Origin of the sequence: Shewanella sp. M16, assembly GCF_018224605.1 — a bacterium.
Lineage (GTDB): Bacteria > Pseudomonadota > Gammaproteobacteria > Enterobacterales > Shewanellaceae > Shewanella > Shewanella oncorhynchi.
Genome location: NZ_JAGTUL010000103.1, coordinates 1 through 1,357 on the forward strand (window position 1 = coordinate 1; position 1,357 = coordinate 1,357).

The following is a 1,357-nucleotide window of genomic DNA, read 5'->3' on the forward strand; positions in this document are numbered from 1 at the left end:
CACGGATGATGGGATGGACACCTCTTGTGAAGTAGGCGTCATTTACGCCATATTGAATTTGCACGTTCAATAACAACAAAAGGTGTCCAAAATGAAAGTTACACTAATAGGAATTGATCTCGCAAAAAATATCTTCCAAGTATGTGGAGTTAATCAAGCAGGCAAGAGTGTTTTTAACCGTTCGATTAAACGTGCTCAGCTCCTGACTTTTCTGCGTACTTACCCTGATGCCACTGTTGCGATGGAAGCCTGCAGTGGCTCTAACTATTGGGGCAGAGAGTTACTTTCTCTCGGGCATGACGTCAAACTGATCCCGCCTCAGCATGTTAAGCCATTTGTCAAAGGCAATAAGAACGATCGCAATGATGCCTTCGCTATCTGTGAGGCAGCGCAGAGACCGAACCTGATTTTCGTTCAGCCGAGAACCTTAGCGCAGGTTGATATCATCATTACCCACAGAATTCGCGAGCGTCGGATCAGAATACGCACTGCACTAACCAATCAAATTAGAGGCTTACTAAGTGAATATGGAATAGCCCTCCCTAAAGGACGTAATCCATTGAATCTTTTGCTGCCGGAATTACTTGAGAATGCCAGTAATCAACTTACTACGATTGCACGCGCCAATACATGCGTGAGCTGATGGAAGAGTTGCGTGCGATCAACGTTGCAATAGGTTCGCTGGAAAAAGACATCAAACTGCAGGCAAGAACGCACCCAGATGCCAAGCGACTGATGGGTATAAGAGGCGTTGCAGAAATCATTGCCACTGCCGCGGTGTCATTTGCCGGAGATGGCTCTGGCTATCATGGTGCTCGGCATTTTTCTGCAAATTTAGGACTTGTTCCTAAAGAGTTTTCCAGTGGGGGAAAACAAAAATTGGGCGGCATAACCAAGCGAGGTAACAGCTATCTGCGGCGGCAACTGATCCAGGGAGCTTGGTCGATTATTCGCTATGCAAGTAAGAGTAATGACAGGATCTCCGTATGGGCCTTAAAGGTGATTGAGCGGCGAGGTAAACAGAAAGCGGCAGTAGCAATTGCAAACAAATTGGCGCGGATCATCTGGGCTATGCTGTTTCATCGCAGCGAATATCGGCCTTGTTAATATGTAAAAATCGAGTATTAAACTCACCCCAAAAACACGACTACAGATAATGAAGTAACAGGTAATACCGGCCTTTGCAGATGCTGAGAGAGTACAAGGAGCATATGACTCCGGACGGACGATAAGCAGCAAAGGCGCGGTTCTCATTAAGGCCAGAGAGCAAAGATTCTCACAAACAGGTCGGATATACGTACGCAGTATTACTTTCTGTTACTCAAAAAGTGGTTGATCTATTCGAGGTGTCCATATA

Annotated in this window: 1 pseudogene; it reads left to right on the forward strand. The window is 45.9% G+C overall.

Features of this window, described 5'->3' with window-relative positions:
- Positions 1 to 91: 91 nt before the first annotated feature.
- Positions 92 to 1,107: pseudogene (locus KFE26_RS23590) on the forward strand (IS110-like element ISShes7 family transposase).
- Positions 1,108 to 1,357 lie beyond the last annotated feature (250 nt).